We start from the raw sequence: 23,674 nt of genomic DNA on the forward strand, positions 1-23,674 counted from the left end.
AGGACGGCGTCTGCGCCGTGCCGCAGGCCGCGGAAGCGCAGGCCGAGGTGCCGCCGATCACCGCGGAGGCTCCTCCACGGTGATGTCGGCGACGGTCGCGCCGTAGGCGGCCACGAGGGCGTCCGCGTCGACGAAGGCGCTGCGCCCGTCGGCGCCGGCTCCCATCGCGACGCGGCGGCCGAGGATCCGCTCGTCGGCGTAGACCGGCCAGGCCGTCGTGGACCCGATCGGGGTGATGGTGCCGCGCCGGTAGCCGGTCGCCTCGAGGGCGGCCGTCTCGTCCGGGAGGCGGAGCTTGTTCACTCCGACCACCGCGCGCAGCTTCGGCCACGCGATCTGCCGCCCGCCGGGGACCAGGGCGAACAGGTAGCCGCCGTCGTGGCGCTTCACCACGAGCGACTTCACGATGTCGCCGGGCTCGATGCCGAGCAGCGCGGCCGCCTCGTGCAGGCTGCCGGCAGCGGGCCTCTCCACGATCTCGACCGCAAGGCCGCGGGCGGACGCGTCCGCCTCCAGCCGCTGCGAACCGTCCTCCACAGGTGTGCTCCCGTTCATCTCTCCACCTCTCCGCTCGTCACTCCGCCTTCCCCAACACAGGATCTGGGAGAATCGATACCGATGTCCTCCACTCTCACGGCCGCCCCGCCCGCGCGCACCGCGCCGGCGCTCCGGATCGGCCCCCTCGAACTCGACGCGCCGGTGGTGCTCGCCCCCATGGCGGGCATCACCAACACGGCGTTCCGCCGCCTCTGCCGCGAGTTCGGCAACGGCCTCTACGTGAGCGAGATGATCACCTCCCGCGCGCTCGTCGAGCGCACGCCGGAATCGATGCGCCTCATCCGCCACCACCCCAGCGAGTCGGTGCGCTCGATCCAGCTCTACGGAGTGGACCCGGTCACCGTCGCCGAAGCGGTCACCATGCTCGTCGCCGAGGACCGGGCCGACCACATCGACCTCAACTTCGGCTGCCCCGTGCCCAAGGTCACCCGGAAGGGCGGGGGAGCGGCCCTGCCGTGGAAGCTCCCGCTGTTCCGGCAGATCGTCGAGGGCGCTGTGAAGGCCGCCGGCGACGTCCCGCTCACCGTCAAGATGCGCAAGGGCATCGACCCGGACCACCTCACCTACCTCGAGGCCGCCCGTGCCGCCGAGGGCGCCGGGGTCGCGTCGATCGCGCTGCACGCGCGCACCGCCTCCGAGTTCTACAGCGGGCACGCCGACTGGTCGGCGATCGCCATGCTCAAGGAGACGGTCACGAGCGTGCCCGTGCTGGGCAACGGCGACATCTGGTCGGCCGAGGACGCGCTGCGGATGATGGCCGAGACGGGCTGCGACGGAGTCGTCGTCGGTCGCGGCTGCCTCGGGCGCCCCTGGCTCTTCGGCGACCTCGCCGCCGCGTTCGCCGGCTCCGACGAGCGGTTCCGCCCTTCGCTCGGACAGGTCGCCGAGGCGTTCCGCCGCCACGCGGAGCTGCTCGTCGACTTCTTCGAGAGCGAGGAGCGCGGCTGCCGCGACATCCGCAAGCACGTCGCCTGGTACTTCAAGGGCTACGCCGTCGGCGGCGACCTGCGCGCTCGCCTGGCCACCGTCGAGTCGCTCGCGCAGCTCGACGAGCTCCTGGCGACGCTCGACTGGACGCAGCCCTATCCGGGCGAGGCGGCCGAGGGGCAGCGGGGCCGCGCCGGCTCGCCCAAGGTCCCCTCCCTCCCGGACCGCTGGCTCGAGTCCCGCGAGCTCGACGCCGGGCAGCGCGACGCGGTCTCGGCCGCCGAGATCCACAACAGCGGTGGATGACCGCGCGCTCTGGGGGTACTCGCTCGTCGACACCGAGCGATTCCTGCCGGAGGACCACTCGACCCGCCGCTCCGACTTCGCCCGCGACCGCGCCCGGCTCTTCCACTCCAGCGCGCTCCGCCGCCTGGCCGCGAAGACCCAGGTGCTCAGCCCCACGGCGGGCGTCGACTTCGCGCGCAACCGCCTGACCCACTCGCTCGAGGTGGCGCAGATCGGCCGGGAGCTCGCCACGAGCCTCGACCTCGACCCCGACGTCGTCGACACGGCCTGCCTCGCGCACGACATCGGGCATCCGCCGTTCGGGCACAACGGCGAGCGCGCGCTCAACACCTGGGCCGAGGGGATCGGCGGCTTCGAAGGCAACGCGCAGACCTTCCGGCTGCTCACGCGGCTCGAGCCGAAGGTGTTCGGCGACGACGCCCGCCCCTACGGGCTGAACCTCACCCGCGCCAGCATCGACGCGAGCTGCAAGTACCCCTGGCCCGACACGCGCTCGGTCGCGGACCCGTCGGGGCGCGCCAAGTTCGGGTTCTACGCCGACGACGCTCCCGCGTTCGCCTGGATGCGCGAGGGCGCCCCCGACGGGGTGCGCTGCATCGAGGCCGAGGTGATGGACCTCTCGGACGACATCGCGTACTCCGTGCACGACTTCGAGGACGCGGTGGTCTCCGGCTACATCGACGTCGAAGCACTCGGCTCCCGCGCCGACCACGAGGACCTCGTGCAGTCGATGCACTCCTGGGTCGGCGGGGAGGTCGGACACGACGAGCTCGTCGCCGCCTTCGACCGTCTCGACTCGCTCGACGTGTGGGTCTCCTCCTGGGACGGCTCCCGCCGCGACCAGGCCCGGCTCAAGAACCTCACCAGCCAGCTCATCGGCCGCTTCGCCGCCGCCGCCACCGAGGCCACCCGCGAGGCGTACCAGCACCCCGACCTCGTCCGCTTCGGCGGCCACGTCGTCGTCCCCCGCGAGCAGCAGGCCGAGATCGCCGTGCTCAAGGGGATCGTCGCGACGTTCGTGATGTCGCGGAACACCCGCCAGCCCATCTACGCCCAGCAGCGCGAAGTCCTCACCCGCCTCGCCGACACCCTCCTCGACCGCGGCCCGGGAACCCTCGAGCCCGGCTTCGCCGAGGACTGGCACGCCGCCCCCGACGACGACGCCCGCCGCCGCGTCGTCGTCGACCAGGTCGCCAACCTCACCGACCAGAGCGCCCTCGCCTGGTTCGAGAGGCTGTGCTGATGCGCTGAGCCGGGCGGCGCCCGGCTCAGCTGTGCCGCCGGTCCCTGCTCGGCGTCACCGCGGTCGGCTTGTCGAGGTGGTGCGTTCCAGGGAGCGGGGTGCGTCCGCCTGAGGCGATCCGCTGTTACGCGGATCGTCCGTTCGGCGGTGCTCGATTGCACGCCGGTCCTCGCCCGGCGTGGCGCGGTCGGCTTCTCGGGGTGGTGCGGTTCGTGGAGCGGGGTGCGTCCGCCTAGGGCGATCCGCTGGCACGCGGATCGGCCGTTCGGCGGTGCCGGTGGCACGCCGGTCTCTGCCCGGCTCGGCGCGGTCGGCGGTGCTCGATTCCACGCCGGTCCCTGCCCGGCGTGGCGCGGTCGGCTTCGCGGGGTGGTGCGTTCCAGGGAGCGGGGTGCGTCCGCCTAGGGCGATCCGCTGGCACGCGGATCGGCCGTTCGGCGGTGCCGGGGGCACGCCGGTCACCGCCGGGCGTCACCGCGGTCGGCTTGTCGGGGTGGTGCGTTTCGTAATGCGGGGTGCGTCCGCCTAGGGCGATCCGCTGGCACGCGGATCGGCCGTTCGGCGGTGCCGGGGGCACGCCCGTCACCGCCAGGCGTCACCGCGGTCGGCTTGTCGGGGTGGTGGGTTCCAGGGAGCCGGGTGCGTCGTCTGAGGCGATGTGCTGGTGTGCGGGTCGGCCGGTCGGCTCGGAGGGCGGGGAGGGCACCGCACCGCGAGGCGCGGAGGGGCGCGGGGCGGCGGGTACGGTGGGGGCGTGGGAGCGGAGCGGACACGGCAGCGGATCCTCGAGGCGGCGACGGAGGAGTTCGCGGCGCACGGGCTGGCGGGAGCGCGGGTCGACCGCATCGCGGCACGGTCGGGGATGAGCAAGCCGATGCTGTACTCGCACCGGCCGACGGCGCGCGAGGCCGTCGCCGCCGTCGTCCGAGTTAGTGCGGAGGGGTACTCCGCGCCCGGCACTCCTGCCGGCTGCTTCGTGCTGAGCGAGCCGCGGCTCGAGGCCCGTCGCCGCGAGATGGAGGCGCTCGTCGCTGCCCGGGTCGAGCGCGGGATCGAGGAGGGCGACGTGCCGCCGGAGACGGACTCCGGATCCGTCGCCGCCTTCGTCGTCGCCGTGCTCAGCGGGATGTCGACGCAGGCCCGCGACGGAGCACCGGCGGACCGCATCGCGGTGATCGGCGAGCTCGCACTCGGCGCGCTGCCGGCGGCCACGGGCGTGCGAGCCGCAGGGCGCACGCCGGGAGCTCCCGGATGAGACTGCGTCGGCCGCGTCTCGGCCTCCTCGCCCTGGTCGTCGCGGGGCTGCTGCTGGTCCAGCCCGCCGCGGCCTCGGCGGCACCGCTGCTCCCTCCCGCGAACGGCGTCCTCGACTACCAGCTGGGAGGCGCCTACGCTCCGGCGTCGAGCGTCACCATCGTCGACCGCGACCGCACGGACGCGCCCGCCGCCGGCCGCTACAGCATCTGCTACGTGAACGCCTTCCAGACCCAGCCCGGCGAGAGCGCCGCCTTCGCGAAGCGGCACCCCGAGCTCCTGGTGAGGCGAGCGGACGGGAAGCCCCTCGCCGATCCGGGCTGGCCGGACGAGTACCTCTTCGACGTCTCGACCTCCGCGAAGCGGACCGCTCTGCTCGCGATCGTCGGCGCCTGGATCGACGGATGCGCCGAGGACGGCTTCGACGCCGTCGAGGCCGACAATCTGGACAGCTACACCCGCTCGGGCGGGAGGCTGACGAAGTCGCAGGCGCTGGCGTTCGCCACCCTCCTGACGGCGCGCGCTCACCGCTCCGGCCTGGCGATCGGCCAGAAGAACGGAGCCGATCTCGCCGCTGCCGGGAAGAGGACGGTCGGCTTCGACTTCGCCGTCGTCGAGGAGTGCCAGGTCTACGACGAGTGCGCGGCGTACACGGACGTCTACGGGCGCCAGGTCTACGAGATCGAGTACACCGACAACGGCCGGTCCGCCTACTCCGAGGCCTGCGCCGCGCAGGGCCGGAGCATCTCGGTCACCCTCCGCGACCGCGACGTCGTCCCCCGTGGCGCACCGGGCTACGTGAACCGGCACTGCTGACGCCGGGCGGACGCTACCGCAGGGCTCCCAGCACGACGGCCGCGGCGCGGGCGACCAGCGCGTCGTCGTAGTCCGCCTCGGGGTCGTTGCGCGTCGAGAGGATCGACAGCACGACCGCGTCCCGCCTGGGAGGCGTCACCACGGCGACGTCGTTGCGGATCCCGCCGGCGCCCCCGGACTTGTCCGCGACGCTCCAGCCGGCCGGAGCGCCCGCCCGGACGAGAGTGTCGCCGGTCGCGTTGCCGCTCATCCAGTCGAGCAGGAGCGCCCGGTCCTCCGCGGACAGCACGTCACCTGTGGCGACCGCGGCGAGGTCCGCCGTGAACGCGGCCGGGGTGGTGGTGTCCTCGGTGCTGCCGGGCTCGATCGTGTTCAGCGCGGGCTCCTCGTTCACCACCTCGGTGGTGGTGTCGCCGAGAGCCTCCAGTCCTCGGTCGAGGGCGGAGGGTCCGCCGAGGCGCCGGAGCACGAGGTTTAGAGCTGTGTTGTCGCTCCGGCGGACGGCCGCCTCGGCGAGCTGCGACAGCGGCAGGCCGGTGGCGGTGCTCTCCTCCGTGACGGGGGAGTAGCCCGCCGCCTCGACGTCGGCGACGGTCCAGGTGACCACCTCGTCCCGCTCGGCGGCGGGGACGGTGCGCAGGAACTCCGCTGCGGCGAGGGCTTTGAGGCTCGAGGCGAAGCCGAAGCGCTCGTCGGCCCGGTGATGGACCCGGCGGCCCGAGCCGGTGTCGACGGCGCTGACGCCGATCCGGGCGTCGAACTCGTTCTCGAGCGCGGCCAGCTCGGCGGAGACGTCGATCGGAGGAGGGGTGGCGGAGGACACCGACGACGGCACCGAGGCGGACGACGGCGGCGCGACCGGGGTGTCCGCCGTGGTGGTGCACCCTGCGAGGGCCAGGAGGAGGGCGGAACCCGCGAGTGCGCGGAGGGTCCGCGACGACCCTCTCGAACGGTTCACAGCGCGGAGTAGACGACGAAGAAGGCGACGGCGGCCGCCGCGGTGACGCCGAGCGCCGCGAGCGAGACGAGTGCGCGCGGCCTCCTCTGCACGACGGCCAGGACGAGGAAGCCCGCGCCCAGGACGATCTGGAGCCACCAGTACACCGGACTCGTGGTGTCGGCGACCGCGCCCAGCGCCCAGACGCCCTCGCCGATCAGCACGCCCGAGAGCGGCGCGACGGCCAGGACGCGCCACGTCCTCGAGCCGTGGAGGGTGAGTGCGGCGGCGGCCCCCAGGATCGGCCCGGCGGGGACGGCGAGCAGCCAGAAGACGTCCGTGAAGGGAGGCGAGTAGCCGAAGCCGCGCGCCGCGGTCACCAGGTCGTAGCCCTCGAGAAGCGCCCAGAAGCTCAGCAGGCCGAGCGCGGCCCCCGCTGCCGGTCGGGCGCCGCCGAGGCGCACGAGCGCGAACACGAGCATGGACCAGCCCCCGGAGGAGTTGGCGAACGAGCTCACCGACGGCGGGAGGGAGCCCTGCAGCAGGCTGGTGAGCCCGCCCAGGACGAGACCGCCGAGCAGGGCGACGAGCAGAGCACGCAGGAGAGGCGGGCGGGAGGCGGCAGGGGGCATGGGTCGATTCTCGGAGACGGCGGGCGGGTGCGGATCAGGGATGACCCTGATCTCGGGGTGCGGGGCCAATCACAGGTCTCCGGGGTGATCCGCGCCGCCCTGGTGCAGTTCTCCCCACCCCGGCTCGGCGGCCCCGGCGGCCGATACGATGGACCCCATGCCTCGGATCCGACAGTCAGATGTCGAGGAGGTCAAGGCGCGGGTGAACATCGGCGACGTGATCGGCGAGTACGTCACGCTGAAGTCGGCCGGCATCGGCTCGCTGAAGGGCCTCTGCCCCTTCCACGACGAGCGCAGCCCCAGCTTCCACGTCCGCCCGCAGGCCGGCTTCTACCACTGCTTCGGCTGCCAGGAGTCGGGCGACGTCTACAGCTTCGTCATGAAGATGGACCACAGCTCGTTCAGCGAGACCGTCGAGCGCCTCGCCGGGCGGATCGGCTTCCCGCTGCAGTACGAGGACGGCGACGGCCGCGCGCCCGAGACCGGCGGGCGAGCGCGCCTCCTCGCCGCGAACGACGCCGCGGAGGAGTACTTCCGCGAGCAGCTCGCGACCCCGGGCGCCGACGTCGGTCGGCGCTTCCTCGGCGAGCGGGGCTTCGACCGCGCCGCCGCCGACCGCTTCGGCGTCGGCTTCGCACCCGACGGCTGGGACGGGCTCACGACCGCGCTCAAGCGCCGCGGCTTCTCGGAAGAGGAGCTGACCACGGCCGGCCTGGTCAGCAGCAACAACCGCGGCGGCGTCTACGACCGCTTCCGCGGCCGCCTCGTCTGGCCGATCCGCGACGTGACCGGCCAGACCGTCGGCTTCGGCGCCCGCCGCCTCCTCGAGGAGGACAAGGGCCCCAAGTACCTCAACACCCCCGAGACGCCCGTCTACCACAAGTCCCAGGTGCTCTACGGGCTCGACCTCGCCAAGCGGGACATCTCCCGCGGGCACCGGGTGGTCGTCGTCGAGGGCTACACGGACGTCATGGCCTGCCACCTCGCCGGCGTCACCACCGCGGTCGCCACCTGCGGCACCTCCTTCGGCGTCGACCATATCAAGGTGCTGCGCCGGGTGCTGGGCGACGACAGCGGCGTCGGCGAGGTCGTCTTCACCTTCGACCCCGACGCGGCGGGCCAGAAGGCGGCGATGCGCGCGTTCCAGGAGGAGCACCGCTTCGCCGCGCAGACCTTCGTCGCCGTCGCGCCCGAGGGCCTGGACCCCTGCGACCTCCGCCTGAACCGCGGAGACGACGCCGTCCGCCGCCTCATCGACGACAAGAAGCCGATGTTCGAGTTCGTTATCAGGCAGCTGCTGGACCGCTACGACCTCGAGACGGTCGAGGGCCGGATCGCGGCCCTGCGCGCGGCCGCCCCGGTCGTCGCCGAGATCCGCGACCCGGCGCTGCGGCCCGGCTACTCCCGCGAGCTCGCCCGGATGCTCGGCCTGGACATGGCCGAGGTCAACTCCGCCGTGCGCTCCGCCGGATCCCGGCCCCGCTCCTCAGGACCCGAGGGCCGCGACCAGCAGGGCGGGCGGGGCGGCGGCGAATCGTCCGCGGCCGAGGCGCCCCTCGGCGCGCGCATCGCCGACCTCCCCGTCGACGTCGTCACGCGCATCGAGCGCGAGGCGCTGATGGCGATGCTCCAGCTTCCGCAGGCGATGGGTCCGGAGCTCCTGGCCCGGGCGGCGCACGCGGCGGTCACCAACGAGACCCTCCGCGTGGTCCGCGACGCCGTGGTCGCGAACCTCGAGCGGGCGGAGGACCGCGACTGGGTCGAGCACGTCGCCGACGACGTCCCCGGCCCCTTCGCCTCGCTGGTGCGCCAGCTCGCGGTGGCGCCGATCCCGGCCGCCGACGAGGAGGGGCTCGCCCGCTACTCCCGCGACGTGGCGATCTCGCTCATCGAGCGCGACCTGCTCCGCGAAATCGCCGAGCTGCGCGGGGCGCTCCAGCGCGCGTCCGCCGATCCGGTGATGGCGCGCGCGGTGCAGGTGCGACTGGTCGAGCTCGAGCGCGAGAAGCGGGCGCTGCGCACGGAGTGAGCGTGTTGCGGTCGTGTGAAGAAATCGGCCGCACGCCCGTGCCGGTTCGGAGAGCGCTTCCAACTGTGTTACCCATGAGGAACAGCAATGCGGGCGTCCAGTGTCGTGACGCCACAGCCCACAGGAGATCTGTGTGCCGAGAGTCCGCGCGCCCGGAGCGCGCCCGCATCCCATCCTTGACAGGAAGAGGCAGACGGAGATGAATTCCGCATCCACTCGCGGCACCCGTGCACTGGCCGCCGCCGCAGGCTTCGCCGCGGTCGCGCTCGTGCTGACGGGCTGCGCCGCCGGCGGGAACGACTCGTCCGGCGGCAGCGCCGGAGGGGCCCTGACCATCGGCACCACCGACAAGATCACGACGCTCGACCCCGCGGGCTCCTACGACAACGGCTCGTTCGCCGTGATGAACCAGGTGTTCCCGTTCCTGATGAACACCCCCTACGGCAGCCCGGACGTCGAGCCCGACATCGCCGAGTCGGCGGAGTTCACCGCTCCCACGGAGTACACCGTGAAGCTGAAGGAGGGACTGAAGTGGGCCAACGGCCACGACCTCACCTCCTCCGACGTGAAGTTCTCCTTCGACCGCCAGGTCGGCATCGCGGCCGAGAACGGCCCCTCCTCGCTCCTGGCGAACCTCGACAGCGTCGCGGCTCCGGACGACACGACCGTGGTCTTCACGCTGAAGTCCGAGAACGACCAGACCTTCCCGCAGATCCTCTCGAGCCCCGCCGGCCCGATCGTGGACGAGGAGGTCTTCTCGGCCGACGAGCTGACCGCGGACGCCGACATCGTCTCGGGCGACGCCTTCGCCGGCCAGTACACGATCGCGAACTACGACGTGAACAACCTCATCCAGTACAAGGCGTACCCGGACTACCAGGGCGTTCTCGGCGAGGCGAAGACGGACACCGTCAACGTCAAGTACTACGCGGACTCGTCCAACCTCAAGCTGGACATCCAGGAGGGGAACATCGACGTCGCGTTCCGCAGCCTCTCGGCGACGGACATCGACGACCTCCGCGGCAACGACACGGTCAAGGTCGTGGACGGCCCCGGCGGCGAGATCCGCTACATCGTCTTCAACTTCGACACCCAGCCCTTCGGCGCGACCACCGGTGAGGCCGACAGCGCAAAGGCCCTCGCCGTGCGCCAGGCCGTCGCCGACCTGATCGACCGCGACGAGATCGCCGACCAGGTCTACAAGGGCACCTACACCCCCCTCTACTCCTACGTCCCCGCAGGCCTGACCGGCGCGGTCGAGCCGCTCAAGTCGCTCTACGGCGACGGCAACGGCGCGCCCGACGCCGACAAGGCGAAGGCGACCCTCGAGGCCGCCGGCGTCACCGCTCCGGTCACCCTGAACCTGCAGTACTCGAACGACCACTACGGTCCGTCCTCGGGCGACGAGTACGCGCTGATCAAGGACCAGCTGGAGTCGACCGGCCTCTTCACCGTGAACCTGCAGACCACGGAGTGGGTGCAGTACTCGAAGGACCGCTCGAGCGACGTCTACCCGGCCTACCAGCTCGGCTGGTTCCCCGACTACTCCGACGCCGACAACTACCTCTCGCCGTTCTTCATCAAGGAGAACTTCCTCGCGAACCACTTCGACGACGCCGAGGTGCAGAGCCTGATCGCACAGCAGGTCTCGACCACCGACGCCGACGCGCGCACCGCGCTGATCGAGCAGATCCAGGAGAAGGTCGCGGCGCAGCTCTCGACCGTCCCCTACCTGCAGGGCTCGCAGGTCGCGGTCGTCGGCAGCACCGTGAGCGGAGCCGAGGACACCCTCGACGCCTCGTTCAAGTTCCGCTACGCGGCACTCAGCAAGGGCTGATCCACCCCCTCGCGGCCGGCGCCTCCCCGACAGGAGGCGCCGGCCGTTCTCCACGAAAGGCATCACGTGACGACAGCCACGACGGCTGCGGCGACGGCGCCCACCCGGCGACCGCGCGGCTCCGGGGGCGGACTCGGGCGCTACCTGCTCGTCCGCTTCCTGCTCATCATCCCCACCGTCTTCATCCTCGTGACGCTGGTGTTCCTCCTCATGCGCAGCACGGGCGACCCGATCACGGCGGCCCTCGGCGGCCGCCTGACCGCGGACCAGCTCGCCGAGCGCGTAACCGCCGCCGGCTACGACCGGCCGCTGATCGTGCAGTACCTCGAGTACCTCGGCAAGCTGCTGACCGGCGACTTCGGCACCACCCTGAGCGACAACCGCCCCGTCACCGAGGTGCTCCTCACCTACGGCGCCGCGACGGTCGAGCTCGCCTTCTACGCCCTGATCGTGGCGTTCCTGGTCGGCATCCCGCTCGGGATGCTCGCCGCCTACCACCGCGACCGCACGCCCGACGCGGTGCTGCGCATCTTCGCGATCCTCTGCTACGCGACCCCGGTGTTCTTCGCGGGCCTGCTGCTGAAGCTGGTGTTCTCCGTCTGGCTGAAGTGGTTCCCCGTCGCCGGGCGCGCCTCGACGAGCACCGAGCTCTCGCTCCAGTTCCTCGAGAACAAGACCGGCATCTACCTGATCGACGCGATCCAGACCGGCGACCCGGCCGCGATCTCGGACGTGCTCTCGCACGCGGTGCTCCCCGCCGTCGCACTGGGACTGCTCACCGCGGGCATCTTCCTGCGCCTGGTGCGCACCAACGTGATCGGCACGCTCGGCACCGATTACGTGGACGCGGCGCGCTCGCGCGGCGTCAGCGAGTTCCGGCTCGTCCGCACCCACGCCTACCGGCCCGCGCTCATCCCGATCATCACTGTGATCGGCCTGCAGATCGCCCTGCTGCTCGGCGGCGCGGTCCTCACCGAGACCACCTTCGAGTGGAAGGGCCTCGGCTTCCAGCTCGCCGAGTACCTCCAGGCCCGCGACTTCGTGGCCGTGCAGGGCATCGTCGCCCTGCTCGCCGTCATCGTGGCGCTGACCAACTTCATCGTCGACGTCATCGCGGCGCTCATCGACCCGCGAGTGAGGTACTGAGCATGAGCACCACCTCCCCGGCGCGTCCGCGCCGCCGTCTCGTCGACCGTCTGCCGGTCGTCCACCAGCTCCGGCAGAGCGTCGGCCTCCAGCGGGGGATGCTCGTCACCGGCCTGATCATCACCGGCGCGTTCCTGCTGGTGGCCCTGTTCGCGCCCCTCATCGCGCCCTACGGATACTCGCAGCTGCGCTCGGGCGGCGAGTCGTTCGGCGCGCAGGAGCCGCCGAGCGCGGAGCATCTGCTCGGCACCACCGTGGGCGGCTACGACGTCCTCTCGCGAGTGATCTGGGGAGCGCAGACCGCGTTCCTCGTGATCGTCGTCGCCGTGGTCCTGTCCATCTTCCTCGGCGTCTTCCTCGGCCTCGTCTCCGGCTACCTCGGCGGCTGGCTCGACCGCGTGCTCGTCGTGATCTGCGACGCGATCTACGCGTTCCCGACCCTGCTGCTGGCGATCGTGATGTCGATCGTCATCTCCGGAGGGCAGTCGAACCTCTGGGCCGGCATCTTCGCCGCGGCGGTCTCGATCACCGTGGTCTACATCCCGCAGTACTTCCGCGTGATCCGGGCCGAGACAGTGCGGATCAAGGGCGACGCCTTCGTCGAGTCGGCGAAGGTCATCGGAGCGTCGACGCCGCGGATCATGTTCCGCCACGTCCTGCGGAACGCGACGCGCACGCTGCCGCTGATCTTCACGCTGAACTCCTCCGAGGCGATCCTGACCCTCGCGGGCCTGGGCTTCCTCGGCTTCGGCATCGAGCCGACGTCGGCCGCGGAGTGGGGCTACGACCTCAACAAGGCGCTGTCGGACGTCACGAGCGGCATCTGGTGGACCTCGGTCTTCCCGGGCCTGGCGATCGTGCTCGTGGTGCTGGGCATCACCCTCGTGGGCGAGAGCCTGAACGACCTCGCCGACCCGCGCCTGCGCGGTCGGCGCGCGGTGGCCGCCGGTGCCGGCGACGTCGCCGCGACGTCCGTCGTGCCGGGCGGCGTCCTCGCCGCCGACGGCTTGGAGACGCCGGGGCACGACCCCGTCGCCGGAGTGGAGGAGACGCGATGAGCGACCAGCGCATCGTCCGGGACGCCTCAGCGCGCCCGATCGTGGACATCACCGACCTCGAGGTCGCCTTCGCGAGCGACCGCGGCGCCGTCCGCGCCGTCGCCGGGGTGAGCCTGCGCGTCGAGCGCGGCGAGGTCCTGGCGATCGTCGGAGAGTCCGGCAGCGGCAAGACCGTGACCGCGAAGACCATCCTCGGCCTCCTGCCCGAGACGGCCACCGCCTCCGGAGTGGTCCTGCTCTCGAAGAAGGACGGCAGCGCGGCGACCGATGTCGTCTCCGTGCCGAAGGCCCGCCTCCGGGAGCTGCGCGGCACCGACGTCGCCATGGTCTTCCAGGAGCCGGGCACCGCCCTCAACCCGGTCTTCACGGTGGGCTGGCAGATCGCGGAGGGACTTCGCGCTCACGGCTCCGTCTCGAAGAAGGAGGCGCGCAAGCGCGCGATCGACGTCCTCCGCACCGTCGGCATCCCGGAGCCGGAGAAGCGGGTCGACTACTACCCGCACCAGTTCTCGGGCGGCCAGAAGCAGCGCGTCGTCATCGCGATGGCCCTCGTCCTGGATCCCGGCCTGATCGTCGCGGACGAGCCGACCACGGCTCTCGACGTGACCGTGCAGGCCGAGATCCTCGACCTGCTCCGCCGGTGCCGCGACGAGTTCGGCACCTCGATCGTGCTGATCACCCACAACATGGGCGTCGTCGCCGATCTGGCCGACCGCGTCGCCGTGATGTACCAGGGCGAGCTGGTCGAGGAGGCGACGGTCTCCGAGCTGTTCTCGGCGCCGAAGGCCGAGTACACGAGGAAGCTCCTCGCCGCCGTCCCGCACGTGGGCCAGGGCGTCGAGCGCGCCCGCGTCCGCGCCGTCGAGCGCGCCGAGGCCCCCGAGACCGAGACGCTCGTCGCCGCCGAGGGCCTGCGGATCCAGTACCCCGGCCGGCTCGGCCGTCCCGGCTTCGTCGCGGTCGACGGCGTCTCGCTGCGCATCCGCGCGGGCGAGGTGCTCGGCCTCGTCGGCGAGAGCGGCTCGGGCAAGACCACCATCGGGCGCGCCATCGCGGGCCTGACGCCGGTGACCGGCGGGTCGCTGAAGGTCCTCGGCAAGGAGATGCGCGGCATCCGCGAGCGCGCCTTCCGGCCGGTCCGCGGCGACATCGGCTTCGTGTTCCAGGACCCGGCGTCGAGCTTCAACCCGCTGCTCACCATCGCGGAGTGCGTGGCCGAGCCGCTGATCGTGCACGGGCGGGCCGGCGACGCCGCCGGGGCGCGCTCGCGCGTCGACGAGCTCCTGGAGGCGGTGCAGCTGCCCCGCTCCTACGGCGACCGCTACCCGCACGAGCTCTCCGGCGGCCAGCGCCAGCGCGCCAGCCTCGCCCGGGCCCTCGCCCTCGAGCCGAAGCTGCTGATCGCCGACGAGCCGACCTCGGCGCTCGACGTGTCGGTGCAGGCCCGCGTGCTCGAGCTGTTCGCCGAGCTGCAGCGCGAGTTCGGCTTCGCCTCCCTGTTCATCAGCCACGACCTCGCCGTGGTCGACCTGCTCGCCGACCGCATCGCGGTGCTCTACCGCGGCGAGCTGGTCGAGGAGGGGACGGGGGCGGAGGTGCTCGCTGCGCCGAAGCACCCCTACACGCAGCGCCTGCTCGCCTCCCTGCCCGTGCCCGACCCGGTCGAGCAGGCCTCGAGGCGCGAGCTCCTGCGCAGCATCGTCGATGCGGAGCGCCGGGCGTGAGCCGGACCGCCGGGGATCCGGCCCCCATCGTCGTCGACGACCTCAGCGTCGAGTACCCGCCGCGCGGCATCAGCCGCCGGTGGACGGCGCTGCGGGGAGTGAGCCTCCGCGTGGAGCCGGGGGAGGTGCTCGGGATCCTCGGCGGCAGCGGCTCGGGCAAGTCCACGCTCGCGCGCGTGCTCGGCGGCGACGGCCTGGGGCACGACGGAGGCCGCACGCGCCCGGTGATCATCGGAGGGGACGCGACGGTCGCGGGGCACCGCCTCCGCTCGCTCCCCGCCCGCGAGCTCAAGCGCTTCACCGTCGACGTCGCGCATCTCGCGCAGGACGCCGGAGCGGCCCTCCGCCCCGAGCTGACCGTCTCGGAGCTGATCGCCGAGCCGATCTTCCTCCGCGACCGCCACTACGACCCGAAGGCCGCGGCGGTGCGGGTGGCGACGCTGCTCGACTCCGTGCACCTGCCGCTGTTCCTGCTCGACCGCTACCCCTACGAGCTCTCCAGCGGCCAGCGCCAGCGCGTGGCCGTGGCCCGCTCGCTCGTGCTCGGGCCGAAGGTGCTGATCGCCGACGAGCCGACCTCGGGCATCGACGCGACGGTGCGCGAGTCGATCGTCGACCTCCTCGCCGACCTGCGGCGCCGGGAGGGATTCGCGGCCGTCGTGGTCAGCCACGACATCGACGTGCTGAGCCGGGCGACCGACCGGATCGTAGTGCTGGTCGGCGGCGAGGTCGTCGCGTACGGGCCGCTGCTGGAGGTTCTGATCGAGGCCCGGCACCCCTACGTGCGCGAGCTCGGAGCGGCCTTCGCCGAGTACGAGCGCTTCGACGCCTCCCGAGCGCAGCGCGTCGAGGCGGCCGACCAGTGACCGTCCCGCGCGTCGCGGTGCTCCCGCGGCAGAAGCCGGTGTTCGCCGAGGCGGTGGAGTCGGGCGGTGGAGTGGTCGTCGGACTCGACGAGAGTCCGGACGCGCTGCTCTGGCTGTCCTACGGCCGCACGGACGAGCTGGCCGCTGTGCTGGAGGAGCACCCGTCGATCCGCTGGGTGCAGCTGCCCTGGGCCGGCGTCGACGTCTTCGCGCCCGTGCTCGCCGCGTCCCGCGCGGACGTCGTCTGGACCAGCGCCAAGGGCGCCTACGCGGAGCCGGTGGCCGAGCACGCGCTCGCGCTGGTGCTCGCCCTCCTGCGCTCGCTGCCGGAGCGGGCGCGCGCCGTGTCGTGGGGGCCGAAGAAGGCGGTCACGCTGCACCGCGCCTCCGTGGTGATCGTCGGAGCAGGAGGGATCGCTCGCGAGCTCCTGCGGCTGCTCGCCGTCTTCGACTGCCGGGTGACGATCGTCCGCCGCGGAGACGAGCCGGTGGAGGGCGCCGCCCGCACCCTGCCGGCGTCGCGGCTCGCCGAGGCCGCGGCGGACGCCGACGTGCTGGTCCTGGCCGCCGCCGCCACCGCGGGCACGGAGCGGATGGTCGACGCGGGTCTGCTCGCGCGGCTCCCCGCCCACGCCGTGCTCGTCAACGTCGCCCGGGGGAGCCTCGTCGACACGGACGCGCTCGTCGCGGCCCTCGCCGAAGGCCGTCTCGCGGGCGCCGCGCTCGACGTGACGGACCCCGAGCCGCTGCCGGACGGGCATCCGCTCTGGAGCGAGCCCCGGTGCCTGATCACGCCCCACAGCGCGGACACCCCCGAGATCACCGCGCCGCTCCTGGCCGAGCGCGTGCGCGCCAACGTGGCCGCCTGTGCCGCCGGCGGGCCGTTCGTCGGCCGCGTCGACCCGGGCTCCGGCTACTGAGTGCGCGCCCGATTTTGCGTTCGCGGAGAGTTTGCTAAAGTAGTACCGCGCTGATCGCCTCCGGGCGGTCGGATGATCCTCGATAGCTCAATTGGCAGAGCAATCGGCTGTTAACCGGTAGGTTCTTGGTTCGAGTCCAAGTCGGGGAGCGAAGGGTCCGGGACTCCACTCTCGGGCCCTTTTTTCGTGCCCGCGAGCGGTCGCCCTCGAGGGCCCACCCGCTCGGACCGACGATCGGAGGGGCGATGCGCGAGGACGTGCTCGCTCTCCTGCGCCGCCGCCCCGACGTCGAGGCGCCGGATCTCGTCGCCGTCGACGCCAGTGACCGTCTGCTGCTCGACCTCGCCGCCGATCGCGGCCGCCTCGCCGTGATCGGGGACGCCTACGGGGCACTGAGCCTCGGCCTCGCCGCCGACGGCCGTGCCGTGCGCGTCGTGCAGGACTCGATCACCGCCGAGCGCGCTCTCGCGCAGAACCTCGAGACGGTGCGGGGGTCGGGCGTCGATCTCGCGCCGATCGAGATCGTCGACTCCGTCGCGGAGGCCGTCCGCGACGCCGACGCGGTGCTCCTGCGCCTGCCGCGCTCGCTCGACGCGCTGGCCGCCGTCGCGGCCGGGACCGCACTCGCGAACCCGGCGGCGACCCTGATCGGCGCCGGCCGCATCAAGCACATGACCCGCACGATGAACGACGTGCTCGCCGTGCGCTACGAGCGGATCGACGTCTCCCTCGCCCGGCAGAAGTCGCGCGCCCTGCTCGCGAGCGGCGCGCTCCCCGACCAGCCGCCCGCGCCAGGGCCCGAGCGGCGCCGTCTGGACGAGCTCGACCTCGAGGTCGTCGCACTGCCGGGAGCCTTCGCAGGTGCACGACTGGACCTCGGCACCCGCGCCCTCCTCGCCGCCCTCGATCTCGACTCCCTCCCCGCGGGCACCGCACTCGACCTCGGCTGCGGAACCGGCGTGCTCGCCGCCGTGGTGGCCCGGGCCCGCCCCGACCTCGCCGTGACCGCGACGGACACCTCGCGTGCCGCGGTCGAGTCCGCCCGGGCGACCGCGGCGGCCAATGGGCTCGCCGTCCGCGTCCTCCGCGACGACAACGCCTCGACGCTGGAGGCGTCCTCCGTCGACGTCGTGCTCTGCAATCCGCCGTTCCACTCCGACGGAGCCGTCACCGACCTCGTCGCCCGGCGCATGCTGCGCGCGGCCGGCCGCGTGCTGCGCCCCGGAGGCGTGCTGTGGACGGTCTTCAACTCCCACCTCGCGCATCCGGCCGAGCTGCGCCGTGCGGTCGGGCCGACCACGGTGGTGGCGCGCGACCGCCGCTTCACCGTCACCCGCTCCGTGCGCTCCGACGGCTGAGTACGGCTCCGCAACCCCCTCCGCGGCCTCAGGTCCGCTGTCCGCGGCGCGGGTACGATCTCTCTCCGGCGCTCCTGTGCCGAACCCGTCCCGTCCCCCCGGAGGCCGTCGTGCTCGAAGTCGTCCTCGTCCTCGCCCTGATCGCCCTGGTCGCGGTCGTCGTGCTGTGGCGCCGCGCCGTCGGCGCCGAGCGCCGTGCCGCCGAGAGCCGTGCGGAGGAGGCGGCGCGCGTCGTCCGCCTCGAGCTGGCGGTCGGCGAGCAGGAGGCGAGGCTCCGCATCGTCGGCGAGCTCGAGCAGCTCGCGGTCCGCAGCGCCGCGCACGTCGTCGAGGAGGCCGAGAGCGTCCGGCTCACGATCGACCGCGACCCCGCCGCAGCCGCGCGGTCGGCGCAGCGGGCCGTGCGGGCGGCCGAGGCCTCGCTGGCGCAGCTGCGCCGCATCGCGACCGTCGCCTCCGTCGATCCGGGGGAGCTGCCGCGCACCGGCGGCTCCGTCCCCCTGATCGAGGGCGCCCGCGAGCGAGGCCTGAGCGTCCGCGAGGAGTCGTTCGGCGAGCCGTTCCCGCTGCAGGACGGCGCCGAGGTGGCCGTGCTCCGGGTGCTCGAGTACGCCTTCGACTCGGCGCTGGAGACCGGCGGCGCGGGGACCGAGGTCCGCATCAGCTCCCGATGGACGACCACCGGCCTCCGGGTGGAGGTCGACGACGACCGCGAGCAGCACGGCGGGGCGGAGCAGGACGCCAGCGCTCTCGAGGCGGATCTGCGCTCGCTCACCGAGCGCATCGACAGCCCCGCGCTCGCCGAGCTGCGCGAGCGGGCCGCCCTCTTCGGCGGCGACGTGACCGAGAAGCGGACGCCCGGCGTCGGCCGGAGCGTCACCGCCTCGTTCCCCGCGATCCGCCACCACAACGGTGTGCACGGGGTCGACCTGGCCTGAGTCAGTCCTCGAGGTGCTCCACGCCGGGCAGCCACGAGACGCCGGGGCCGCCCCAGCCGCGCTTCCGGGTGATCTTCGCGACCGGCTTGTGGTAGTCGTGCTCGAGGCGGTCGATGTAGAGCACGCCGTCGAGGTGGTCGAACTCGTGCTGGAACACGCGGGCGAACCAGCCGTCCGCGACGATCTCGAACGGCTCCTGCTCGAGGTCGACCGCGCGGAGGATCGCGCGCTCGGAGCGGCGGAGCGGGAAGCGCTCGCCGGGGAAGGAGAGGCACCCCTCCGACTCCGTGTCCTCGTCCGCCTCGCCGAGCGGGGTCGGCGTGACGAACAGCTCGGGGTTGATCGCGACGCCGCGGCGGGGGGTGCCGTCGTCGTCGGCGTAGTCGTAGACGAACAGGCGCAACGGGACGCCGACCTGCGGGCCGGCGAGGCCGACTCCGGGGGCTATGTCCATCGTCTCGAACATGTCGGCGACGAGGGTGCGCAGCGCATCGTCGAACTCGGTGACGGGGGCGGCGGGGGAGTGCAGGACGGGGTCGCCGGCGATGCGGATGGGGAGGACGGCCATGGTGGACAGGGTACCGCGGGGCCGCCGACCGGGTCCGCGAGGATCATCCGCTGGGCTCAGCCCCTCACCCGTGCGTCGGAGGACTCCCGGAGGCGTTCTGGGTAGGGTCGACCCCATGCCCGCCGATCTCGCCGAACTCCTCAACGACCCGGCGAAGTTCATCGGCATCCCGATCGCTCTCGTGGGCGCGGTGTTCCTCTCCCTCGGCGCGCAGTTCCAGCACCGGGGAGTGGCGAAGGTGGAGCGGTTCTCGAAGCGCTCCGGCTCCTCCGGGCTCAGCGGCGGCCAGCTGGTCGCGCTGCTCTCGCGCCCCTCGTGGGTGATCGGCACCCTGCTCCTGGGTCTCGCGATCGTCTTCCAGCTGACGAGCCTCGGCTTCTCCCCGCTCATCGTGGTGCAGCCGCTCGGAGCGGTGGCGCTCGTGATCACCGCGGTCGTCAACGCGCGGGTCAGCCGGGTGCGCCTGAACGCGGCGTCGATCCGGGCGATCGTGCTCTGCGTCGGAGGCGTCGGCACGTTCGTCCTCGTAGCGGCGTTCAACGCGGTCGACAAGTCCATCCAGACGCCCGAGCTCATCACGATCCTCGTGATCCTCGCCGTGGTGCTCACGGTCTTCGTCGTCGCCTTCCGCGTCTTCCGCCGCGGAGCGAAGGCGATCTTCTACATCGTGGGCGCCGGAGTGGTCTACGGCTTCGTCGCGACTCTCGCGAAGGTCGTGCTCAACCGCATCAAGTACGGCGAGTTCGACCCGCTGACGGTGGTCTGCATCGTGGCGCTCCTGGCCGCGACCGCGCTCGGCGGGTACTTCGTTCAGAACGCCTACTCCTCCGGCCCGCCGGACCTCGTCGTGGCGGGCCTCACCGTCATCGACCCGCTGGTCGCCGTCGCGATCGGCATCGTCGTGCTCGGAGAGGCGCAGTACGCGGCCCCGTGGGCGATCCCGCTCTTCATCGCGGCCGGTGCCGTCGCCATCTACGGCGTCTTCCTCCTCGCCAAGCACCACCCGCAGGCGCGCTGACGGCGCGGGATCCCGAGTGGTGAGGACTCCTCTGCCTACAATGGGTCCGCGCCGAGAGCCACGAAACCGACCGACCTCCGCCGATCGCTCCCTTCTCTCCCCGAGCGGCACGACACCGATAGGACCTCCCGTGTCAGATCCCCGCGACGCGTCCCGACCGGGATCGCCCGACTCCCGACCGCTGACGGTCGTGATCGGCTGCGACACCTTCGCTCCCGACGTGAACGGAGCCGCGAAGTTCGCCGAGCGCCTCGCCGCCGGTCTCGCGCAGCGCGGCCACGAGGTCCACGTCGTCGCCCCCTCGGCCGACGGCTGGAGCGGCACCCGGGTCGAGACGCACGAGGGCCAACGGATCATCGTGCACCGGCTCTACAGCTGGCGCTGGTACCCGCACGACTGGCTGCGCTTCGCGATGCCGTGGCGCATCCGGCAGAACAGCGCGCGCATCCTCGACGAGGTGAAGCCCGACGTCGTGCACTTCCAGTCGCACATCATCGTCGGCCGCGGCCTCGGGATCGAGGCGGCCAAGCGCGGCATCCGCATCGTCGGCACGAACCACTTCATGCCCGAGAACATGCTCGAGTTCACCCTCCTGCCGAAGGCCGTGCAGGCCAAGGCCGTGGCAATGGCGTGGCGGGCCGCGCGCCGCACCTTCGGCCGGGCGGAGGCGGTCACCACGCCGACCCGCAAGGCCGCGCAGTTCCTCGAGAAGTACACGGGCCTCCGGGGCGTCCACGCCATCTCCTGCGGCATCGACGCCGACAACTACACGCCCGACTTCTCGGCCCGCGCCGGCGACTCGATCCTCTTCGTCGGCCGCGTGACCGGCGAGAAGCACATCGACGTCCTGCTCCGCGCCGTCGCCCTGCTCGATCCGGCGCTCGACGCGAAGCTCGAGATCGTCGGCGGCGGCGACCAGATGCGCAACCTCCAGCAGCTCGCCGCGACCCTCGGCATCGCCGACCGCGTGCGCTTCACCGGCTACGTCTCGGACGCCGAGCTCAAGGAGGCGTACACGCGCGCCACCGTGTTCGCCATGCCGTCCATCGCCGAGCTGCAGAGCATCGCGACGATGGAGGCGATGGCCTCGGCCCTCCCCGTCGTCGCCGCCGACGCGATGGCCCTCCCGCACCTCGTCCACGACGGCGAGAACGGCTACCTCTTCGCGCCGGGCAGCGCCGAGGCCCTCGCCGACCGCCTCACCGCCGTGCTCACGGCCGACCAGGAGGACCTCGAGGCGATGAAGCGCGCCTCCCTCCAAATCGTCGCCGCGCACGACATCAACCGCACGATCAGCACCTTCGAGAGCCTGTATCGTGGGGAGCCGGTGGCCGATCCGGCCTCCGACGCAGCGTCCGCACCCGCCGCCACCTGACGGCCGCTCGGACGGCCGCCGCGGGGCGTTAGCTCAGCCGGTCAGAGCAGCGGACTCATAATCCGTCGGTCACGGGTTCAAGTCCCGTACGCCCTACTCGATAAGCCCTGGTCAGGCGATACATCTCGCAAATCGTGTGGGCTTCATGGCCCTCGCGTGGGGCTGACGTGGGGCAGTGTGGTACGACATGACGAGACAGCGAGGTGTCCGTGATTCCGATTCTCGACGAGATTGAAGGGGCGCTCAAGGCGCGTCTTTGGTATCTGGCGCTCACGGGTGCTCTTCTTGTGCCGGACATCTGCGCTGCGCTCGGTGATACGTCCGGCAAAACCAATGAGAACAAGTACATTCGTTGGGTTCAGGAGAACCAGGTCGACGACCTATGGCGACACCAGGACATCGTCAAGAACCTGTACAAGTACCGCAACGCGGTAGTGCACCAGTCCCGCTTGGATCCAGGCCATCAACCTCACGTGCCTCGTCTCATGTTCTTTCAACCCGGGCAGGATCCCGGTGAGCAGCAGGTGAGCATCCACGGCCCGCGGTTTGTAGCGGCCGATGGATCGTCTATCGGTATGTCAATCGATCTCGAAATCTTCTGCAGGACAATGGTTGATTCAGCCCGCCAGTGGCTTGGCCGTAACTCCCATAACCAGATCGTGCTCGCCAACATCCAAGGAACAATTCGCAAGCATCCGGGTTCTGAGTTTCCGGTATTCTCCGGCATCTCGCAGCCCTTCTACGCGTAGACCGTCGACACGCAGCATTTGCTCCGCGTGTCCCTCTGCAGTATCAGTGGCGCCGCCCGTCGCGGCCTCGCAGCTGCCCCTCGGTGTCGCCCTCCCAGACGTACATGTAGCGCCCGGTGGTCGGGTTGGTGACGACCTCTCCGCCGCGCCAGAGGAGCAGCCAGGGCGCCTCCTCGCCATGGTCGCGGTACGCCTCGACCGCCGTGTCGAGGTAGCCGGTCGGCCGGTGGGGATGGTTCGGGTCGTACTTCGTTCCCATCACCCAAGAGTGCGGCCGACCACTGACACCGGACGTCGTAGGCTCAGCCCATGCAATCAGGGGGAACACTCGTGCCAGGTCGCATCCCGTCCCTCGACGGACTCCGCGCCGTCGCTATCGCCGTCGTCGTGTGGGGGCACGCAGGCTTGCCGACGCCCATCAAGGGCTCGACGGGCGTCACCCTGTTCTTCTTTCTCAGCGGCTACCTCATCACGCACCTGATGCGTGTGGAAGCCGAGCGGCGCGGACGCATCTCGCTCCGAGACTTCTACCTCCGCCGGACTCGCTCTACCTCGTCCTCGCAATCGCCATCATCCTCTCGCTCGCCGGTGTCCTCCCCTCCGAGATGTCACCTGTAGGAGCGCTCAGTGGCGGCACGTTCTGGGCGAACTACTACATCGTTTTCGAGGGGCGCACCGGGCTCCCCGCCGCGATGAACGCTCTGTGGTCCCTGGCCGTCGAGGAGCACTTCTACCTCCTCTTCCCCCTCGTCTACATCGGACTGCGCCGGCTCGTGCCGCGCCCCCTCCATCAGGTGATCGTGCTCGTCGCCGTCTGCCTCACGATCATGCTGTGGCGCGTCTACCTGTCCTCGCACGGCGCCAGCTGGGACCGGCTCTACCTCTCCACCGACACGCGCGCCGACGCTATCCTGTGGGGATCGATCATGGCGATCGGCGCTAACCCGATGTACCGCGAGATCCGGGCGCCCCGGCAGCGCTGGGCCCTCCCGCTGATCCTCGTCGGCAGCTTCGTCGCGTTCTACGCCGTCAGCCTCGCTCCCAACGATTTCGGCATGACGGTCGGTTACACATTGCAGAGCATCGCCCTCTTCGGCATCTTCGCCGCCGTGATCCTCGCCCCGGACTCGATCGCCGGTCGGGTCCTGAACTGGCGGCCCGTCGCGTTCCTCGGGGTGCTCTCGTACACCCTCTACCTCGCGCACCGACCGGCCCTTGAACTCGCCGAGCGCTACCTGCCCCTTCCTCACCTCGCGGCCGTCGCCGTCGGTGTTGTGGCAGCCGTCGCCTTCGCGTGGGCGGTACACATCGTGATCGAGAAGCCCCTCGAGCGAGCTAGGAAAAAGATCAGCCACACGAGCCCGCTGCCCGAGAACGCACAGAAGACCCCCTCGCCGCTCCCGTAGGAGGGCGAG

Annotated in this window: 22 protein-coding genes, 2 tRNA genes and 1 pseudogene; 20 read left to right on the forward strand and 5 right to left on the reverse strand. The window is 71.8% G+C overall.

The window, feature by feature from the left end:
- Window positions 1–57 precede the first annotated feature (57 nt).
- On the reverse strand, window positions 58–555 hold the full coding sequence (locus tag C5C57_RS08860; protein ID WP_104223436.1) for an aminoacyl-tRNA deacylase: 498 nt from the start codon (window positions 553–555) through the stop codon (window positions 58–60).
- Between the two features lie 63 nt (window positions 556–618).
- Between C5C57_RS08860 and dusB the strand changes: the two genes are divergently transcribed.
- The 4 genes from dusB to C5C57_RS08880 all read left to right on the forward strand — a co-directional run bounded on the left by dusB (window position 619) and on the right by C5C57_RS08880 (window position 5,104).
- The gene (gene dusB / locus C5C57_RS08865) at window positions 619–1,791 is read left to right on the forward strand and encodes a tRNA dihydrouridine synthase DusB (protein WP_104247508.1); all 1,173 of its coding nucleotides are present in this window, start codon (window positions 619–621) and stop codon (window positions 1,789–1,791) included.
- Window positions 1,784–3,034: a deoxyguanosinetriphosphate triphosphohydrolase gene (locus tag C5C57_RS08870; RefSeq protein WP_104297515.1), complete on the forward strand. Its 1,251-nt coding sequence runs from the start codon at window positions 1,784–1,786 to the stop codon at window positions 3,032–3,034. Before dusB ends, C5C57_RS08870 begins: the two co-directional genes overlap by 8 nt.
- Before the next feature lie 754 nt (window positions 3,035–3,788).
- Window positions 3,789–4,289, forward strand: a complete 501-nt coding sequence (locus C5C57_RS18490; RefSeq protein ID WP_181069138.1) for a helix-turn-helix domain-containing protein — start codon at window positions 3,789–3,791, stop codon at window positions 4,287–4,289.
- Complete coding sequence (locus C5C57_RS08880; RefSeq protein ID WP_104247510.1) at window positions 4,286–5,104, forward strand: endo alpha-1,4 polygalactosaminidase; 819 nt, start codon at window positions 4,286–4,288, stop codon at window positions 5,102–5,104. Before C5C57_RS18490 ends, C5C57_RS08880 begins: the two co-directional genes overlap by 4 nt.
- A 13-nt stretch (window positions 5,105–5,117) precedes the next feature.
- Here the strand turns inward: C5C57_RS08880 and bla are convergent, their stop codons facing one another.
- Window positions 5,118–6,062: a class A beta-lactamase gene (bla, locus tag C5C57_RS08885; RefSeq protein WP_104297517.1), complete on the reverse strand. Its 945-nt coding sequence runs from the start codon at window positions 6,060–6,062 to the stop codon at window positions 5,118–5,120.
- On the reverse strand, window positions 6,059–6,673 hold the full coding sequence (locus C5C57_RS08890; RefSeq protein WP_181069140.1) for a DUF6518 family protein: 615 nt from the start codon (window positions 6,671–6,673) through the stop codon (window positions 6,059–6,061). The genes bla and C5C57_RS08890 overlap by 4 nt, the downstream gene beginning before the upstream one ends.
- Before the next feature lie 157 nt (window positions 6,674–6,830).
- On the opposite strand from C5C57_RS08890, the gene dnaG reads away from it, so the two are divergent.
- From dnaG to C5C57_RS08940, 10 genes are all read left to right on the forward strand, one after another.
- Entirely contained in the window at window positions 6,831–8,702 is a 1,872-nt protein-coding gene (gene dnaG, locus C5C57_RS08895) for a DNA primase (protein ID WP_104269262.1), read from the forward strand.
- A gap of 199 nt (window positions 8,703–8,901) precedes the next feature.
- A complete protein-coding gene (locus C5C57_RS08900; RefSeq protein ID WP_104223443.1) occupies window positions 8,902–10,539 on the forward strand; it encodes an ABC transporter substrate-binding protein in 1,638 nt (545 codons plus the stop codon).
- Between the two features lie 66 nt (window positions 10,540–10,605).
- Window positions 10,606–11,685 (forward strand): ABC transporter permease, encoded by a 1,080-nt coding sequence (locus tag C5C57_RS08905; RefSeq protein ID WP_104297518.1) that lies wholly within the window; start codon window positions 10,606–10,608, stop codon window positions 11,683–11,685.
- 2 nt (window positions 11,686–11,687) lie between these two features.
- Window positions 11,688–12,743: an ABC transporter permease gene (locus C5C57_RS08910; RefSeq protein ID WP_104226685.1), complete on the forward strand. Its 1,056-nt coding sequence runs from the start codon at window positions 11,688–11,690 to the stop codon at window positions 12,741–12,743.
- Window positions 12,740–14,467, forward strand: a complete 1,728-nt coding sequence (locus C5C57_RS08915) for an ABC transporter ATP-binding protein (RefSeq protein ID WP_104297519.1) — start codon at window positions 12,740–12,742, stop codon at window positions 14,465–14,467. The genes C5C57_RS08910 and C5C57_RS08915 overlap by 4 nt, the downstream gene beginning before the upstream one ends.
- Complete coding sequence (locus C5C57_RS08920; RefSeq protein WP_104297520.1) at window positions 14,464–15,333, forward strand: ATP-binding cassette domain-containing protein; 870 nt, start codon at window positions 14,464–14,466, stop codon at window positions 15,331–15,333. Before C5C57_RS08915 ends, C5C57_RS08920 begins: the two co-directional genes overlap by 4 nt.
- Window positions 15,330–16,253, forward strand: a complete 924-nt coding sequence (locus C5C57_RS08925) for an NAD(P)-dependent oxidoreductase (RefSeq protein WP_258063684.1) — start codon at window positions 15,330–15,332, stop codon at window positions 16,251–16,253. Before C5C57_RS08920 ends, C5C57_RS08925 begins: the two co-directional genes overlap by 4 nt.
- A 76-nt stretch (window positions 16,254–16,329) precedes the next feature.
- Window positions 16,330–16,402: transfer RNA gene (locus C5C57_RS08930), tRNA-Asn, on the forward strand.
- 96 nt (window positions 16,403–16,498) lie between these two features.
- A complete protein-coding gene (locus C5C57_RS08935) occupies window positions 16,499–17,611 on the forward strand; it encodes a class I SAM-dependent methyltransferase (protein ID WP_104297521.1) in 1,113 nt (370 codons plus the stop codon).
- Between the two features lie 110 nt (window positions 17,612–17,721).
- A complete protein-coding gene (locus C5C57_RS08940) occupies window positions 17,722–18,549 on the forward strand; it encodes a hypothetical protein (RefSeq protein ID WP_104297522.1) in 828 nt (275 codons plus the stop codon).
- 1 nt (window position 18,550) lies between these two features.
- Here C5C57_RS08940 and def read toward each other — a convergent pair whose 3' ends face one another.
- Window positions 18,551–19,117, reverse strand: coding sequence for a peptide deformylase (def, locus tag C5C57_RS08945; RefSeq protein WP_104234187.1), 567 nt, complete (start codon window positions 19,115–19,117; stop codon window positions 18,551–18,553).
- A gap of 115 nt (window positions 19,118–19,232) precedes the next feature.
- Between def and C5C57_RS08950 the strand changes: the two genes are divergently transcribed.
- The 4 genes from C5C57_RS08950 (at window position 19,233) to C5C57_RS08965 (ending at window position 22,259) form a co-directional block, all read left to right on the forward strand.
- Window positions 19,233–20,135 carry a DMT family transporter gene (locus C5C57_RS08950; protein ID WP_104234188.1) on the forward strand — a complete coding sequence of 301 codons (903 nt, stop codon included), beginning with the start codon at window positions 19,233–19,235 and terminating at the stop codon, window positions 20,133–20,135.
- A gap of 130 nt (window positions 20,136–20,265) precedes the next feature.
- On the forward strand, window positions 20,266–21,510 hold the full coding sequence (locus C5C57_RS08955) for a glycosyltransferase (RefSeq protein ID WP_258063521.1): 1,245 nt from the start codon (window positions 20,266–20,268) through the stop codon (window positions 21,508–21,510).
- 22 nt (window positions 21,511–21,532) lie between these two features.
- Window positions 21,533–21,606 (forward strand) — tRNA-Ile (locus C5C57_RS08960).
- Between the two features lie 113 nt (window positions 21,607–21,719).
- A complete protein-coding gene (locus C5C57_RS08965) occupies window positions 21,720–22,259 on the forward strand; it encodes a hypothetical protein (RefSeq protein WP_146082405.1) in 540 nt (179 codons plus the stop codon).
- A gap of 43 nt (window positions 22,260–22,302) precedes the next feature.
- On the opposite strand, the gene C5C57_RS08970 is transcribed toward C5C57_RS08965, so the two are convergent.
- A complete protein-coding gene (locus C5C57_RS08970) occupies window positions 22,303–22,518 on the reverse strand; it encodes a hypothetical protein (RefSeq protein ID WP_104297524.1) in 216 nt (71 codons plus the stop codon).
- Between the two features lie 50 nt (window positions 22,519–22,568).
- Between C5C57_RS08970 and C5C57_RS18645 the strand changes: the two genes are divergently transcribed.
- Both C5C57_RS18645 and C5C57_RS08980 read left to right on the forward strand, forming a co-directional pair.
- A complete protein-coding gene (locus tag C5C57_RS18645) occupies window positions 22,569–22,877 on the forward strand; it encodes an acyltransferase (protein WP_104297535.1) in 309 nt (102 codons plus the stop codon).
- Window positions 22,820–23,665: pseudogene (locus tag C5C57_RS08980) on the forward strand (acyltransferase family protein); the annotation flags it as partial. The gene C5C57_RS18645 and the pseudogene C5C57_RS08980, both read left to right, overlap by 58 nt.
- Between the last annotated feature and the right edge of the window lie 9 nt (window positions 23,666–23,674).

The organism is Rathayibacter sp. AY1C5, assembly GCF_002931705.1.
Taxonomy (GTDB): Bacteria; Actinomycetota; Actinomycetes; order Actinomycetales; family Microbacteriaceae; genus Rathayibacter.